14 protein-coding genes are annotated in these 14,184 nt (G+C 72.6%); 5 read left to right on the top strand and 9 right to left on the bottom strand.

What is annotated here, in order from left to right; translation table 11 throughout:
* Both ACT3TZ_RS13430 and ACT3TZ_RS13425 read left to right on the top strand, forming a co-directional pair.
* The gene (locus ACT3TZ_RS13430; RefSeq protein ID WP_444583937.1) at positions 1-1,506 is read left to right on the top strand and encodes a tripartite tricarboxylate transporter permease; all 1,506 of its coding nucleotides are present in this window, start codon (positions 1-3) and stop codon (positions 1,504-1,506) included.
* Positions 1,507-1,513: 7 nt separating this feature from the next.
* Positions 1,514-2,173, top strand: a complete 660-nt coding sequence (locus tag ACT3TZ_RS13425) for a thymidine kinase (RefSeq protein WP_444583936.1) — start codon at positions 1,514-1,516, stop codon at positions 2,171-2,173.
* A gap of 199 nt (positions 2,174-2,372) precedes the next feature.
* Here ACT3TZ_RS13425 and ACT3TZ_RS13420 read toward each other — a convergent pair whose 3' ends face one another.
* The 8 genes from ACT3TZ_RS13420 to ACT3TZ_RS13385 all read right to left on the bottom strand — a co-directional run bounded on the left by ACT3TZ_RS13420 (position 2,373) and on the right by ACT3TZ_RS13385 (position 11,140).
* The gene (locus tag ACT3TZ_RS13420; protein ID WP_444583935.1) at positions 2,373-2,858 is read right to left on the bottom strand and encodes a VOC family protein; all 486 of its coding nucleotides are present in this window, start codon (positions 2,856-2,858) and stop codon (positions 2,373-2,375) included.
* A 347-nt stretch (positions 2,859-3,205) separates the two neighbouring features.
* Positions 3,206-4,744, bottom strand: coding sequence for an amino acid permease (locus ACT3TZ_RS13415; protein ID WP_444583934.1), 1,539 nt, complete (start codon positions 4,742-4,744; stop codon positions 3,206-3,208).
* Between the two features lie 318 nt (positions 4,745-5,062).
* Complete coding sequence (locus ACT3TZ_RS13410; RefSeq protein WP_444583933.1) at positions 5,063-5,692, bottom strand: hypothetical protein; 630 nt, start codon at positions 5,690-5,692, stop codon at positions 5,063-5,065.
* Between the two features lie 98 nt (positions 5,693-5,790).
* Entirely contained in the window at positions 5,791-6,480 is a 690-nt protein-coding gene (locus ACT3TZ_RS13405) for an alpha/beta fold hydrolase (RefSeq protein ID WP_444583932.1), read from the bottom strand.
* A gap of 241 nt (positions 6,481-6,721) precedes the next feature.
* Positions 6,722-8,821 (bottom strand): PTS fructose transporter subunit IIABC, encoded by a 2,100-nt coding sequence (locus tag ACT3TZ_RS13400; protein ID WP_444583931.1) that lies wholly within the window; start codon positions 8,819-8,821, stop codon positions 6,722-6,724.
* 50 nt (positions 8,822-8,871) lie between these two features.
* Positions 8,872-9,828 carry a 1-phosphofructokinase family hexose kinase gene (locus ACT3TZ_RS13395; protein WP_444583930.1) on the bottom strand — a complete coding sequence of 319 codons (957 nt, stop codon included), beginning with the start codon at positions 9,826-9,828 and terminating at the stop codon, positions 8,872-8,874.
* Complete coding sequence (locus ACT3TZ_RS13390) at positions 9,825-10,586, bottom strand: DeoR/GlpR family DNA-binding transcription regulator (protein WP_444583929.1); 762 nt, start codon at positions 10,584-10,586, stop codon at positions 9,825-9,827. Before ACT3TZ_RS13390 ends, ACT3TZ_RS13395 begins: the two co-directional genes overlap by 4 nt.
* Positions 10,587-10,810: 224 nt before the next feature.
* Positions 10,811-11,140, bottom strand: a complete 330-nt coding sequence (locus tag ACT3TZ_RS13385; protein ID WP_444583928.1) for a plasmid stabilization protein — start codon at positions 11,138-11,140, stop codon at positions 10,811-10,813.
* A 224-nt stretch (positions 11,141-11,364) separates the two neighbouring features.
* Between ACT3TZ_RS13385 and ACT3TZ_RS13380 the strand changes: the two genes are divergently transcribed.
* The 3 genes from ACT3TZ_RS13380 to ACT3TZ_RS13370 are packed head-to-tail and all read left to right on the top strand — an operon-like array spanning position 11,365 to position 12,939.
* Positions 11,365-11,877 (top strand): phosphoribosyltransferase, encoded by a 513-nt coding sequence (locus tag ACT3TZ_RS13380; RefSeq protein ID WP_444583927.1) that lies wholly within the window; start codon positions 11,365-11,367, stop codon positions 11,875-11,877.
* Positions 11,878-11,923: 46 nt separating this feature from the next.
* The gene (locus ACT3TZ_RS13375) at positions 11,924-12,583 is read left to right on the top strand and encodes an NAD(P)H-binding protein (protein ID WP_444583926.1); all 660 of its coding nucleotides are present in this window, start codon (positions 11,924-11,926) and stop codon (positions 12,581-12,583) included.
* Positions 12,584-12,597: 14 nt separating this feature from the next.
* Positions 12,598-12,939, top strand: a complete 342-nt coding sequence (locus ACT3TZ_RS13370; protein ID WP_444583925.1) for a hypothetical protein — start codon at positions 12,598-12,600, stop codon at positions 12,937-12,939.
* Positions 12,940-12,951: 12 nt separating this feature from the next.
* Here ACT3TZ_RS13370 and ACT3TZ_RS13365 read toward each other — a convergent pair whose 3' ends face one another.
* On the bottom strand, positions 12,952-14,046 hold the full coding sequence (locus ACT3TZ_RS13365; protein ID WP_444583924.1) for a DUF808 domain-containing protein: 1,095 nt from the start codon (positions 14,044-14,046) through the stop codon (positions 12,952-12,954).
* Between the last annotated feature and the right edge of the window lie 138 nt (positions 14,047-14,184).

Below are 14,184 nucleotides of genomic sequence, written 5' to 3'. Positions count from 1 at the left end.
ATGGAGACCATCGGTTCCCTCATGGAGGGCTTCGGCCACGCCCTGACGCTGCAGAACCTGCTGTGGGTCGTCATCGGCTGCTTCCTGGGCACCGCCGTCGGCGTGCTCCCGGGTCTCGGGTCGTCGATGGCGGTCGCGCTGCTGCTGCCCGTCACCTTCGCCCTGGACCCCACCGCCGCGTTCATCATGTTCGCGGGCGTCTACTTCGGCGGGCTGTTCGGCGACTCGACGATGGCGATCCTCGTCAACACGCCCGGGCAGGCCTCGGCGATCGCCTCGACGTTCGAGGGACACAAGATGGCGCTGCACGGCAGGGCGCCCCAGGCGCTCGCCACCGCCGCGATCGGCGCCTTCGTCGGCGGCATGATCGCCTCGGCGCTCGTCGTGTTCGTGGCACCGCTGCTGGCCACGTTCTCCTCGCAGTTCGGCCCCGCGGAGTTCTTCGCCCTGGCCCTGTTCGCCTTCGTGGCCACGAGCTCCGTCGTCACCGACTCCGCCGTCAAGGGGCTGCTGTCCCTCGTGCTGGGACTGGCGATCGCCGTCGTCGGCATCGACGGCGTCACCGGCGCGCCGCGCTTCACGATGGGCTCCCCGCTGCTGTTCGACGGGATCTCGCTGGTCACCGTCACGGTCGGCATGCTCGCCCTGGGCGAGGTCATCTACGTGGCCTGCATCGCCCGGCAGGTCCGCAAGGACCAGACCATCCGGACTGCCGGACGGCCCTGGCTGTCGCGCAGGGAGTTCCGGGAGGCCGGACCCGCCTGGCTGCGCGGCACCGCGATCGGGCTGCCCTTCGGCGTCGTGCCCACCGGAGGCAGCGAGATCCCGACCTTCCTCGCCTACGGCCTCGAGAAGCGCCTGGACGCCCGCCGCCCGGACCCGCAGTTCGGCAAGGGCGCGATCCGCGGCCTCGCCGCCCCCGAGGCCGCAGGCAATGCGACCACCGGCATGGCGATGGGCGCTCTGCTGGCCCTGGGCCTGCCCATCTCGGCGACCGCCGCGATCATGCTCGGCGCCTTCCGCCAGTACGGGCTGCAGCCCGGACCGCTCCTGTTCGAGCGGGCACCGGACCTCGTGTGGGGTCTCCTCGCGAGCTTCTTCATCGCGATGATCGTGCTGCTCATCATCAACCTGCCGTTCGCGCAGCTCTGGGCCAAGCTCCTGCTCATCCCCGAGCCGTACCTGTACGCCGGGATCACGGTGTTCAGCGCGCTCGGCATCTACGCCACCGGCTCCTCGACGGCGGACCTGCTGTTCCTGCTGGGGGTCGGGGTGCTCGGCTTCCTGATGCGGACCTTCGACTACCCGCTGGCGCCGCTCATCATCGGCATGGTCCTGGGGCCGCTGGCCGAGACGAGCCTGCGCGACGCCCTCATGAGCTCCGGCGGGAACGTGGGCGTGCTGTTCGACGGGCCGATCGTGCTGGTGCTGTACGTGATGCTGCTCGGCGCGATCGCCCTGACGGCGCGCACCAAGCTCACCGGGAGGGCGGGCGCCCGGGCATGATGGCCCGATGAGCACCGACCCCGCGGACCAGGTCGCGCGCGGCGCACCGCGTGAGGCGCCCTCGCGTGCCGGTCGCCTCCAGGTGATCGCGGGGCCGATGTTCGCGGGCAAGTCCGAGGAGCTCATGCGCCGGGTGCGCCGGTCCCGCCTCGCGGGCCTGGACGTCGAGGTGATCGGCCACGCCCTGGACGACCGGCACGGCGCCGGGTCGGTGGCCTCGCACATCGGCACCTCGATCCCTGCGCGCACCGCGGCCGACGTCGCCGCGCTGCGGACGATCCTCGCCGAACGACTTCGCGACGTCGTCGCCGTCGACGAGACCCAGTTCTTCGGGGAGCGCGTGATCGAGGTCGTCGACGACCTGGTGCTGGCGGGCACCGACGTGATCGTGGCGGGACTGTGCATCACCTTCGAGGCCACGCCGTTCGCGCCGATCCCGGCGCTCATGGCACGGGCCGACGAGGTGGTGAAGCTGACGGCCGTGTGCTCCGTCTGCGGGGCCGATGCCCCGTTCCACGTCCGCCGCACGGCGACACCCGCAGGAGGCCCCGCGACGACCGCGAGCGCGGAGCTCGTGGGCGGGGCCGAGGCCTACGCGGCCCGGTGTCGGCTGCACCTGGGGGGTCAGGGGGAGCGGGCTGCGGGGGCGCCGGGACCGTCGCTCTGAGCGGGGCGCGGCGAGGGGCCGAGAAGCTGTGGGCGCTGCGGCCTTCTCGAAGCGCGTCGACCAGGTGGCGGCGGCCCGGAGTCGGTTCGAACGAACCGAGCCCGCCGTGAGCCGATCCGACCAGGTGACGGCGCCCGGAGGCGGTCCGACCGATCCGAGCCCACCGTGGGCCGATCCGAACGGGTGGGACGACCTCGGGTCAGTCCGACCGGGAGGCGGCCGCCTCGAGGACCGCGACGTCGAGCTTGCTCATCGAGGCCATCGCCCGGCTCACCGCGACGGCGTGCTCGCCGTGCAGCAGCTCCAGCAGACGCCGCGGGACCACCTGCCAGGACAGGCCGAAGCGATCCCGGCACCACCCGCACTGCGACTCCGACCCCCCGTCGGCGATGAGGGCCTCCCAGAGACGGTCCACCTCGGCCTGGTCCTCGACGGTGAGCGAGATCGAGACGGCCTCGGTGAGGGGGAAGAGCGGTCCGCCGTTGAGCAGGATGTACGGCACCCCTCCCAGCTCGATCTCGACGGTCAGCGCCTCCCCGGTGAGGTCCGGGCCACCCGGCGGACCGTCCGCCGCGTTGTACTCCGAGCGCGAGAGGATCTGCGATCCCGGGATCAGCGACACGTAGAACTCGGCGGCTTCGTCGATGCGGCCATCGAACCAGAGACACGTCTGCACGGTGGTCATGGGCACAGTGTGCGTCGGCGGACGCCGGTTGTCATATCGGCGGGGCAGGCGGGGTGCGACGGGCCTGGTCCGGAGTGCGGTTCCGGCGTGTGACATGGTGGCTGATCAGGCACGAGACGGATATCCGGTGACGTGGGGAGGGCAACCCGAGGAGGCCGACCCGACGGCTCGGGTCGGTCGCCGAGGCCGAGCACGGGGCGCTTCTCGGTGGACGTGTGCACACACCGTAGCCCCGTGCCGAGAAACTCGGTTCTGGGCCGGCCCGACGTCATATGACGACGGTTCGTGCACACCCGCCGGGAGGACGGAGGCCCAGGGCCTCTCGCACCCGCCCTCGGAGCCCGAGCTCAGCGGTCCTGGGGCTCGGCGCCTCCGGACGCGGGTCCCGTTGCCGCCGCGCCGGAGGCGCCGCGCTCGGTGTTCAGGCGGCTGTGTCGGAACGAGTACGCGAAGTACACGATCACGCCGAGCACCAGCCAGGCGATGAACCGCAGCCAGGTCTCCAGGCTCAGGTTGATCATCAGGTACAGGCAGATGAGGGCCGAGATGATCGGCAGCACCGGCACGAACGGCACCGTGAAGGACCGCGGCAGGTCCGGGCGGGTGCGGCGCAGGACGATCACGCCGATCGAGACCAGCACGAAGGCCGCGAGGGTGCCGATGTTGACGAGGTGCGCGAGCTCGGACAGCGGCACGAACGACGCCAGCAGGGCGATCGCGATGCCCACGATGATCGTCAGGCGGTACGGGGTGCCGAACGTCGGGTGGGTCCTGGCCAGGCCCTGGGGGAGGAGGCCGTCGCGGGACATGGCGAAGGCGACGCGGGTCTGGCCCAGGAACATGATCATCGCGACGACGATCAGTCCGATGCAGACACCGATCGCGATGATGTCGCCCATGATCGGCTGGCCGACGGCGTTGAAGGCGGTCGCCAGCGGAGCGCCGTCCGTGGGGTCGATGTCCCGGTAGTTCTGCATGCCGGTGATGACGAGGGAGACGGCGATGTACAGCACGGTGACGATCCCGAGCGCGCCGAGGATGCCGCGCGGGAGGTCGCGCTGGGGGTTGCGGGTCTCCTCGGCGGTGGTGGCGATGACGTCGAAGCCGATGAAGGCGAAGAACACCATCGCGGCGCCGGCGACGACGCCGCCGAGGCCGAAGACGCTGGGCTCGAGGCCGAACAGGGTCTGCACGAGGGGGCGCAGGAGCGGGCCGTCGTCGCTGCCGGCCGAGCCCTCGGACGGCGGGATGAAGGGCACCCAGTTGGCGGTCTTGACGAAGAAGGCGCCGACGATCACCACGGCGAGCACCACCAGGAGCTTCAGGCCCGTGACCACCTGGTTGATGCGGCTGGACAGCTTCACGCCGGTGATGAGCACGGCGGTCAGGGCGAGGATCAGCAGCCCGGCGGGCAGGTTGATGACGCCGCCCTCGGTGCTCTGGAGAGCCTTCGGGATCGCGAACGGGGTCCCTTCGAGGAGCACCGCGAGGTACTGGCTGAACGAGGTCGCGAGCGCGGCCGCGGCGACGGAGAACTCGAGGATCAGGTCCCAGCCGATGATCCACGCGACGAACTCGCCCATCGTGGCGAAGGTGAAGGTGTAGGCGCTGCCGGCGACCGGCACGGACGAGGCGAACTCGGCGTAGCACAGCGCGGCCAGGGCGCAGGCGAGTCCGGCGATCGCGAAGGACAGGGCGATGGCCGGACCCGAGTTGGACGCCGCCACCTGCCCGGTGAGGACGAAGATGCCGGCGCCGACGCACACGCCGACGCCGAAGACGATGAGGTCGAGGGTGCCGAGGTTCTTCTTGAGCTGATGCTCGGGCTCCTCGGTGTCGCGGATGCTCTGCTCCACGGACTTGGCGCGGAAGATCGCACGGGCCATGAGGACTCCTGATCGGGACGGGGAGAGGACGGGGTCGTACGGCGACGTCGTCGTCGGCGTGCGGCCCTCAAGGGTGCAGGTCACCGTACCAACGCGATCGGCCGTGCTGAACCCCTTCTCGCGATGCGGCCCGGGCGACAGGGCCGACCGTCGTCGGGCATGCGCGGCGCCTCGTCGGCGCATCGAGGTCCGGGCCCGAGAACAGGAGGCCCGGATGTCCGAGAGGAGGACGTTCTCCGGTCAGAGCCCCGTCCGACCCCGACCCCGAGGCGGGTCAGCACCCGGGGCGATCCGGCTCGACCTCGTTCCTGGCCCTGGTCACCACGTGAGGTTGGTGGATCGTGACAGCTTCATCCCATGGCCCGAGACGGTGCTCCAGCACGTCACGCCGCTCTCCTCGATGAGGCAGGCGAACGAGGAGGCTGTGACGGCCTGTCCGTAGCCGGGGGTGTCGGCCTCCGATGCCATCCAGAGGGCGACGTCGGAGGGGCAGTGCGGGGTGGTCGCGCCGTCGGAGATCGCGTACCCCACGCAGGGCGCGCCCGAGTTCGGGTCGCGGGACGTCCACGTGCTCTCGAGATAGCGGCAGGAGAGGATCCCGTCGACGATCTCGCAGCCGGCGATGCCCGAGGGCATCACGAAGGCGTAGTACCCGAACCCGCGCAGGTTCAGAGGTGTGGCGTCCGCCGGTGCCGCGCCGCAGGCGCGCGGGTCCGCCCCCTCGGGGAGGGTGATGCCCGGCAGGCAGGCTGATGGCGGCTCGGGCGGGGGAGCCGATGTGGTCGGGGGAGCCTCGGTGGTGGGAGTGACGGCCTCGGTCGTCGACGGGCTCGGTCCGGCCGTCGCGGAGCCGGATTCCGTCGGCGACGGACCCGAGGTCGGGGATGGCTCGACGGTGACCGTGCCCGGCGGGGCGCAGGCCGAGCAGACGAGCAGGACGAGGGCCACTGCTGCGATCGTGGCGCGGACGGGACCCCCGGCACCCGCCGGAGCACTCACGCCACGGCGAGGGCGCGGCTCGGCCGTCTCCACGACGGCATGCGCGCTCATCGGGGTGCCGCGTTCGCGATGTCCGTGAGCACCCGTGCGAGCTCCTGTGGCCGCGAGACCATCGGCCAGTGCCCGGAGTCGATGTCCGCGAGCTGCAGGTGCTCGGCGGCGGCCAGCTCGGGGAGATCGCCCGAGGCGATCCATGCCTGCGCGTCCGCGGGGGAGAACTCGGGGCACAGCTCCCACGTGGGCACCTGGGTCCGCAGCGGGTCGAGGTAGTGGACCGCGGCGGTGACGACGGGGCCCGGGACCGGCACGGCGGCCTCGGCGATCGCGGTGCGTGCGTCGGCGTCGAGGTCGTCGCTGTCGGGGCCCTCGAACGGCTCCCAGCCCGGGAAGGGCATGACGCCGTCGGTCAGCGGGAAGAACGCGGCGTACTGCTCGCCCTCGGTGGTGGGGAACCCGCCGATCAGGACGGTGCCGGCGATGCCCTCGCGGCGGCGGTCGGCCGCGAGGTGGGCCAGGGTCGAGGCGGCCGAATGGCCGACGACCAGCGGCCGCTCCGCCGCGTCGACGGCCGTGAGGACGGCGTCGAGCTGGTCGGCGAGGGTCGCCTCGGCTCCGCCCACGTCCACGCCCGGCAGGCGGACGGCGCGTGCGGTGTGCCCGAGGTCCGCCAGGTGCTCGATGGTCGGATCCCACACCTCGGCGCGCAGCCACAGGCCGGCGATCAGAACGATGTCCACGGTCACTTCCCCTCGTCCGCCCGGGGTGGGCGGCGTCGACCTGGGCCCGGTGCGAGCGAGGGCCCTCCCGGTTCGAGGAACCTGCGCACCGAAGAGCTCCGGGCCACGGGAACGATGTCCCGTGGCCCGAAGCCTAGAGGGTCCGTGTGACGAGCGACACCCTGTGTGGTCCCGCCCGTCGCCGGGACGCCGAAGCGGGTCCGGCGCGACGACGGAGGGTCGGCGCCGTCCGGTCCGCCGATCAGGCCGCGACGGCCTCCGGCGTCTTCGCGCGGGTCACGGACTTCAGCACGGTGACCAGTGTGGCCGCGATGAGCGTGCCCACGACGATCGCCAGCAGGTACCCCCAGAACGGCGTGATCGCGAAGAACACGAAGATCCCGCCGTGGGGTGCCTGCGAGCCGACGCCCAGCGCCATGCAGAGCGCACCTGTGGCGGCGCCGCCCACCATCATCGAGGGGATGACGCGGAAGGGATCGGCCGCGGCGAAGGGGATCGCCCCCTCGGAGATGAAGGCCGCGCCCAGCAGCCAGGCCGTCGTGCCGTTCTCCCGCTCGACCGGCGAGTAGAGCTTGCGTCGCACGACGGTCGACAGCGCCATCGCGAGCGGCGGGACCATGCCGGTGGCCATGACGGTCGCCATGATCTCGAAGGACGCCTCGGTGCCCTGGGACAGGCCCGCGGTGGCGAAGAGGTAGGCGGCCTTGTTCACGGGACCGCCGAGGTCGAAGCACATCATGAGGCCCAGCACGATCCCGAGGACCACGGCGGAGGACCCGCTCATGCCGCCCAGGCCGTCCTGCAGCGCCGTCATGAGGGCGGCGAGGGGGCGTCCGAGGAACAGCAGCATGATGCCGCCCACCAGCAGCGAGGTGACGAGCGGGATGATCACGACGGGCATGAGGCCGGCGAGCCAGCGCGGCGGCTTCAGGGTCGTGAACCACAGGGCCACGAGGCCCGCGAGGATGCCGGTGAGCAGGCCGCCGATGAAGCCCGCGCCCACGAGTACGGAGATCGCGCCGCCGATGAAGCCCGGGGCGATGCCGGGACGTCCCGCGAGGCCGAAGGCGATGTAGCCCGACAGCGCGGCGACGAGGAAGCTCATGCCGAGCCCGCCGGCGGCGGCGGCGAGAGCGCCGAGGTAGAGGGCCAGGCCCGAGCCGCGCGTGAGCGTCTCACCCGTCGGCCCGTCGTAGGCGACGTGGCCGGGCAGGTTCCACAGGGAGTTCTCGACGGCGACCTTGTCGGCCACGAACGTGACGTCGTACCCGCCCAGCAGGAACCCGAGGGCCAGGAGAAGACCGCCCGCCGCGACGAACGGGATCATGTACGAGACGCCGGTCATGACGGCGCCCTGGATGCGCCGCGGCCAGCTCTGCCCGGCCTGCGCGGAGGCCGAGGAGCTCGAGCTCTTCGCCCCGGAGCCCCCGGCGCTCGGGACGCGGGCGGCGGAGGGGTCCGATGCCGCGGCGACCGCCTCGTCCAGCAGCTGCGGGGCGTGGGAGATGGCCCGCTTGACGGGCTTCTCGATGACAGGCAGGCCCGAGAAGCGGTCGCGACCGGAGATGTTGACGTCGGCGGCGATCAGGAGGGCGCCGGCACGGGCGATCTGCTCGTCGGTGAACGGGGTGATCCCACCGGAGCCCTGGGTCTCGACGTACAGCTCGATGCCCTTGTCCTTGGCGGCGTTCTCGAGCGACTCGGCGGCCATGTAGGTGTGGGCGATCCCGGTGGGGCACGAGGTGATCGCGAGGATGACGGGCAGGTCGGACGCGGCATCCGTGCCCGCGGCGCCCGTCGAGGACGCGGCGGAGGCGCCGAGCACGGCCGCGTTCGCCGTCGGCGCGGTGGCCGTCGGGGCACCGGAGGCCGCGGGCGCGGACTCGGCGGGCGGCTCGACGACGCTCATGACGAGGTCCGAGACCTGCTCGGGGCGCGTCGCGGCGCGCAGCTCGGCCAGGAATTCCGGGCGGATCAGCGCCCGGGAGAGCTGGGCCAGGAGCCTCAGGTGCTGGTCGTCGGTCCCGGCGGGTGCCGCGATGCCGATCACGAGGTCGGCGGGCCCATCGGCCGAGCCGAAGTCCACGGGCTCGCGCAGACGCAGCAGGCCCAGCGCCGCCTCGTGCACGGCCTCGGTGCGGCAGTGCGGGATCGCGAAGCCGCCGGGCATGCCGGTGGCGAACGACTCCTCGCGCTGGAGGAGGCCTGCCTCGAGGCCGTCGCGGTCGGCGCGGCCGGTCGCGGCGATGAGGTCGGCCATCAGGCCGATCACGGCGAGCTTGTCGCCGGGCGGGTCCACGTCCAGACGGACGAGATCGGGGGTCATGAGCGGTGCGGACATGGCCGTCTCCTTCGGTATCGTGCCCGGGAGGGCATCGGGGGTGGCGGTGGTCAGAGCGCGACGACGGCGTCGGCGAGGACCGTCACCTGATCGGGGCGGGGGATCGTGGTGCCGGGCAGGCCCACGGCGGCGGTGCCGTAGGCGACGGCGCGGGCGAGCCGCTCGGGAGCGGACTCGCCGGTGGCCAGGCCGATGAGGTAGCCGGCGGTCGCGGAGTCGCCCGCGCCGACGGTCGAGACGACCTGCCCGGTGCGGGCGGGGCTGAACCAGGTCCCCTCGGCCGTCGCGAGCAGGCCGCCCGCGCCGCCGAGGGTCACCAGGACGCTGCCCAGGCCCCGGGCACGCAGCGCCTCGGCGGCACGCGCGACCGGGGCGTACCGGCCGCGCTCGGCGTCGGCCTCGAGGGCCGTGCCGTCGAGACCGGTGAGCTGGCCGAGCTCCTCGGCGTTGGGCTTGAGGAAGTCCGGTGCCGCGTCCGACCAGGTCGCGGTGAGCGCGGCCAGCGGCGCGTCGGAGGTGTCGACGCCCACCCATGCCCCGCGGGGCCGCAGGGCCCGGACGAGCCGTGCGTACTCGTCGACGGGCAGGCCGGGGGCCAGCGATCCGGAGAGCATGACGAGGTCGCCGTCGCCGACGTGCTCCAGGAGCAGGGCCTCCAGCGCGTCGGTCTCATCGGCGGTCAGGCCCGCGCCGGGCTCGTTGATCTTGGTGGTGACGTCCGGGGGAGAGACGACGGTGAGGTTGGTGCGGACGGCTCCCAGCACGGGGCTCAGCCGGTGGAGGATCCCGGAGCCGCCGAGCAGCGCGGCGAACTCGTCCTCGGGTGCGCTCGGGGCGATCGCGAGGACGTCGAGACCGGCACCGGCGACGCCCGAGGCGACGTTGATGCCCTTGCCGCCCAGCTGGGTGGTGTCGGCGACGATCCGGTGGACGCCACCGGGGACCAGGGGTGTGCCCAGCTCGACGGTGCGGTCCAGCGAGGGGTTGGCTGTCAGCGTGATGATCATGCGCGGATGACCTCGATCCCGTTCTCGATGAGGGAGGTGGCGATCTCCTCGGGGAGACCGGCGTCGGTGACGACGACGTCGACGTCCGCGAGCTGCGCGAAGGCGACGAGGTGGCGGGTGCCCGCCTTCGACGAGTCCGCGAGGACGATGCGCCGAGCGGAGCGCTCGACGATCGTGGCCTTGACGGCGGCCTCGTCGGCGTCCGGGGTGGTGAAGGCGTCGGAGTCCAGGCCGTTGCAGCCCAGGAACGCGATGTCGGGGGCCAGGGCCCGCAGGGCATCGACGGTGGCCGCGCCGACGGCCGCGCCGGTCTCGGGGCGCACACGGCCGGGCAGCAGGAGCACCGGCAGCCCGGGGACGCCGATCGCGGCCTGCGCGATCGACAGCGCGTGGGTGACGACGGTGCCGTGGCGGCCGGAGAGGTGAGGCACGAGCTGCGCGGTGGTCGACCCCGCGTCGAGGGCGATCGAGGCACCACGATCCGCGGGCAGGAGCTCACGGGCGGCGGCGGCGATGCGGCGCTTGGCCTCGGTGTTCTCGGCGGTTCGTGCGGCGAGGTCGGGCTCGACGACGGTGGTCCGGGGAGCGACGGCGCCGCCGTGGACGCGCACCAGGAGGCCGCGGTCCGCGAGCTGGTCGAGGTCGCGGCGGATGGTCTCGGTGGTGACGTCGAAGCGATCGGCGAGGGCGGACGCGCCCACACGTCCGGATGCGGTGATCGCGTCCAGGATCTGTCGATGTCGCTGCTCTGCGTACATGGCCACCCGCGTCGTCGGAGGGGGAGTGTCGACGAGAGGAGTCGCCGTCGACATCCCACGCGTTACCAACAGAAACAACATGAACACAAGTGATCGGAGATCATCGCCCGCGGTCGGCACACGGACCGCAGGCGGTGCCCGGACCCGGACCGAGCCCCTGTCGGACGTGCGGCACGGGCCCCGGCGAAGACCCCGGGAAAGGCCCCGGGGTAGAAGGTGCGACCTCAGTCGCGGTCCTCGACCGCCTCCTCGAGCTCGGCCTTGGACATCTTCGAACGCCCCTCGACGTCCTGCCGACGGGCGTCCTCGTAGAGCTGGTCGCGGGTGCGGCCCTGGGGGCCCTCGTGCGAATGGCGGCCCCCGCGCACCGACGGCGGGGTGTCCTCGCGGGACTGCCTGCTGGACTCGGCGGCCTCTCCGGCCTGCGCGCGCGCCTTGTTCACCGTGCGGGCGGCGATCTCCTCCGCCGTCTCCTCGGAGCGGCCTTGCTCCTCGACGCTCTCCTTGACGTGCTCGTACTGGCGTTCGCGCTTCGCGCTCCATGCCTCGGGCATCCCGTGCTCCTCTCCTCGTGGTCGATGGACGGACGCGTCCATCGTCCTGCGGGCCCGCCGGAAGCACCAGCGATCCCGACCGCCCGGCCCGTCGCCTTCGGACGAGCCGGCCCCGATCGGTGCGACGCTACGATCGACGGACCCTCGCTCCGCGGGCGCGACCGTCCGGACGTGCACCGCCGCGAGCAGCCCGCCCCGCCCCTCCTCGCGCCCCAGGAGCCCCCATGTCCCAGCAGGCCTTCCACGCCGATTCCCGCGACCTGCCCACCAAGGAGATCCTGGACTGGCAGCGGTTCGGCGGCGCCTCACGTGAGCTCGCCCAGGTGATCGCCGACGACGACTACGCGCCGGAGATCATCATCGCCGTGGCCCGCGGCGGTCTGCTGCTGGCCGGGGCGCTCAGCTACGCCCTCGGGCTCAAGCTCGCCGACGCCATCAACGTCGAGTTCTACACGGACGTCCACGAGACGCTGCCGGACCCCGTGCTGCTCGCACCGCTGCTGGACGCCGACTCGATCCAGGGCCGCCGCCTGCTGGTGGTCGACGACGTCGCCGATTCCGGGCGCACCCTCGCCCTCGTGCTGGATCTCCTGCGCGGCATGGGCGCCGAGGCCCGCAGCGTGGTCCTGTACGCCAAGGGGACCTCGACGGTCGATCCCGATTTCGTCTGGCGGCGCACCGACGAATGGATCGTCTTCCCCTGGTCGGCCGAGCCCCCGGTCGTGCCCTCCCGTTGACCTTCGTGCCGTGACCTCCGGACCGGGACGTGCGAGGGTGGAGGGCATGAAGATCACACTCATCGGAGGACATGGCAAGGTCGCGCTGCAGGCGCTGCCCTTCATCGCCGGGGACCGGCTCTACGAGGTGGACGCGGTGATCCGCGACCCCGCCCAGGCCGACGACATCCGCGAGACGGGCGCGCAGCCCGTCGTCGCCGACATCCAGGGCCTCGGCGCGGACGGCTGGGACCGCCTGCTCGAGGACACCGACGTCGTCATCTGGTCCGCGGGAGCCGGCGGCGGCGACCCGGAGCGCACCTGGGCCGTGGACCGTGACGCGGCGATCGCCTCGATCGACGCGGCGGCCCGCCAGGGCGCCCGCCGCTACGTGATGGTCAGCTACTTCGGTGCCGGGCCCGACCACGGCGTGCCCGAGGGCAACTCCTTCTACGCGTACGCCCAGGCCAAGACGGAGGCCGACGCCCACCTCGAGCGCTCGGGCCTGAACTGGACGATCCTGCGGCCCAGCCGCCTCACCGACGACGAGGCGACCGGCGCGATCGAGGTGCACTCCTTGGACCCGGCGTCCGTCTCCCGGGGCAACGTCGCGGCGGTCCTCGCGGAGTCCGCGGGGCGCAGCGACCTGGGCGGCCGGATCATCGCGTTCAACGACGGCTCGACCCACGTGAGCGATGCCCTCGACGAGATCGCCGAGGGCGACTGAGCGGCGGTGCGCCCGTGATCGAGGGAGACAACCTCGATCAGGCGTATCCCGAGCCCTGGCGGCACGGCATCGACCTCGCCGAGCAGAACCTTGCGGCCATGTGGCAGAACGACCGCCGTGCCGGCTACCGGCGGCTCATCTACACCAACACGGTGAGCGTGCTCGAGGCCGAGGCGCTCGCGCGGCGTGAGCGCGGCAGCGCCCTGGCCGACCATGTGGCACGCAGCGCGGCGTCCGCTTCCCGGCTTTCAGGAGCCCCGGGAGCGACGGAGGTCATGACCGATGGCCGCGGGATCGTCGAGATCGCCCGCGAGGTGCTGTCCCTGACGCCGTGGTCGCCGCCGGTCGGCCGGTGACGTCGGTCGGCGTCAGGCGCTAGGACCCTGCCGGGGCTCGGGATCGTCCCGCGGTGCAGCTCCCGGTGCTGTCCGCGGTCCGGACGGGGCGATGGTGCCGGGAGCGGACGCGGTGGCTGACGTCGCAGAAGCGGTCGCCTCGGTGCGGTGGCCGTCGGCATCGTGGCCGGCACCCGTCGCGCCGTGCTTCTTCCCGAACGGCAGGACGGAGACGACGAGCACCACGACGGCGCCCCACAGGGCCCCGAACACGGTCGAGCAGGCGGTCCCGGCGAGCCAGGCGAGCGCCCCGCCCACGGCGGGCACGTGCGCGGCGGCCTCCTCGAGGTGGTGCACCCAGGCGTAGGGGTAGTGCGCGCCGAGCTCGTCGAGGCCCACCAGCACGATGTGCCCGCCCACCCACAGCATGGCGACCATCCCGACGTAGCTGATGACGGTCATGACGTGGGGCATCGCCACGACGATGCGTCGTCCCGTGCGCTGAGCGCTCGGGGAGTCGCGGCGGGTCATCGCCAGGCCCACGTCGTCCATCTTCACGAGCAGGGCCACGGCGCCGTAGACCACCGCCGTCATCGCGATGCCGACGACCACCAGGATCGCCGCGCGCTGCAGCAGGGGAGCGGACGCCACCTCGTTCAGCGAGATGACCATGATCTCCGCGGACAGGATCAGGTCGGTGCGCACCGCCCCTGAGACGATCCGCTTCTCGGCGTCGGCGCCTTGCTGGACCGAGGACGTCTCGGGGTGGTGCCCGCTGATCAGCTCCCAGATCTTCTCGGCGCCCTCGTAGCAGAGGAACGTGCCGCCGATCATGAGGATCGGCGTGAGCAGCCAGGGGGCGAACTGGCTGAGCAGCAGGGCCGCGGGAAGGATGATGACGAGCTTGTTGCGCAGGGATCCCAGCGCGATCTTCCAGACGATGGGCAGCTCGCGGGCGGGCTGGAGCCCGCGCACGTACTGCGGGGTCACCGCGGCGTCGTCGACCACGACGCCGGCCGCCTTGATGCTCGCCCGTCCGGATGCCAGGGCGATGTCGTCGGCGCTGGCGGCTGCGGCGCGGGCCAGGACCGCGACGTCGTCGAGAAGTGCTGCGAGGCCACCGGCCATGGGGGAGATCCTTCGGGGTCGGACGCCGAGGCGTCGGAGAGGTCGGTCCGGCGCGGGATGACCTGTGCCGGTGCCGGTGCTGCAGGAGCGGTCGCCGTGGCGCGAGCCGAGGCCCCATCGGGCCCGAGCGGCGCGCCC

This window comes from Brachybacterium sp. AOP25-B2-12, assembly GCF_052378625.1.
Classification (GTDB): Bacteria; Actinomycetota; Actinomycetes; order Actinomycetales; family Dermabacteraceae; genus Brachybacterium.
This window is presented reverse-complemented; position numbering and strand designations above follow the sequence as displayed.

What these genes read in the sequence shown, in the direction of transcription:
- ACT3TZ_RS13430 (WP_444583937.1), top strand. Translation starts at nt 1, where the DNA reads ATGGAGACCATCGGTTCCCTCATGGAGGGCTTCGGCCACGCCCTGACG.
- ACT3TZ_RS13425 (WP_444583936.1), top strand. Translation starts at nt 1,514, where the DNA reads ATGAGCACCGACCCCGCGGACCAGGTCGCGCGCGGCGCACCGCGTGAG.
- ACT3TZ_RS13420 (WP_444583935.1), bottom strand. Translation starts at nt 2,858, where the DNA reads ATGACCACCGTGCAGACGTGTCTCTGGTTCGATGGCCGCATCGACGAA.
- ACT3TZ_RS13415 (WP_444583934.1), bottom strand. Translation starts at nt 4,744, where the DNA reads ATGGCCCGTGCGATCTTCCGCGCCAAGTCCGTGGAGCAGAGCATCCGC.
- ACT3TZ_RS13400 (WP_444583931.1), bottom strand. Translation starts at nt 8,821, where the DNA reads ATGTCCGCACCGCTCATGACCCCCGATCTCGTCCGTCTGGACGTGGAC.
- ACT3TZ_RS13395 (WP_444583930.1), bottom strand. Translation starts at nt 9,828, where the DNA reads ATGATCATCACGCTGACAGCCAACCCCTCGCTGGACCGCACCGTCGAG.
- ACT3TZ_RS13390 (WP_444583929.1), bottom strand. Translation starts at nt 10,586, where the DNA reads ATGTACGCAGAGCAGCGACATCGACAGATCCTGGACGCGATCACCGCA.
- ACT3TZ_RS13385 (WP_444583928.1), bottom strand. Translation starts at nt 11,140, where the DNA reads ATGCCCGAGGCATGGAGCGCGAAGCGCGAACGCCAGTACGAGCACGTC.
- ACT3TZ_RS13380 (WP_444583927.1), top strand. Translation starts at nt 11,365, where the DNA reads ATGTCCCAGCAGGCCTTCCACGCCGATTCCCGCGACCTGCCCACCAAG.
- ACT3TZ_RS13375 (WP_444583926.1), top strand. Translation starts at nt 11,924, where the DNA reads ATGAAGATCACACTCATCGGAGGACATGGCAAGGTCGCGCTGCAGGCG.
- ACT3TZ_RS13365 (WP_444583924.1), bottom strand. Translation starts at nt 14,046, where the DNA reads ATGGCCGGTGGCCTCGCAGCACTTCTCGACGACGTCGCGGTCCTGGCC.